Raw genomic sequence first — 245 nt, forward strand, 5'->3', positions numbered from 1 at the left:
TTCCAGACCTTGCGATAAATCCGATTCATCGGTACGGCTCCTGATTGGACTGGTTTTGGGCAAAGCAACGCCACCGCCGGGCCTTCTGGCCCAACGTCCCCTGGGGGCGTTTTTTCGCGTGATTTACTGCGGGGTATTGCCGAACGGCGCGCAGCGACAGAAAACCGAGCGCGTACGCCGAGCGGTTACTGCGGAATGAATGGTTCTGAAACGGGGTTCAAGTGTTAACGGCAACTTTGCAGATC

The 245-nt window shown here is 56.7% G+C and carries 1 protein-coding gene; it reads left to right on the forward strand.

Translation table 11 applies throughout. The features are described 5' to 3' along the window. Positions 1–199 (forward strand): hypothetical protein (locus tag ACZ2IA_RS23215; protein ID WP_470294937.1); only part of this gene is annotated, 199 nt, incomplete at its 5' end. Between the last annotated feature and the right edge of the window lie 46 nt (positions 200–245).

The organism is Crenobacter sp. CS_VA4, from assembly GCF_055597485.1.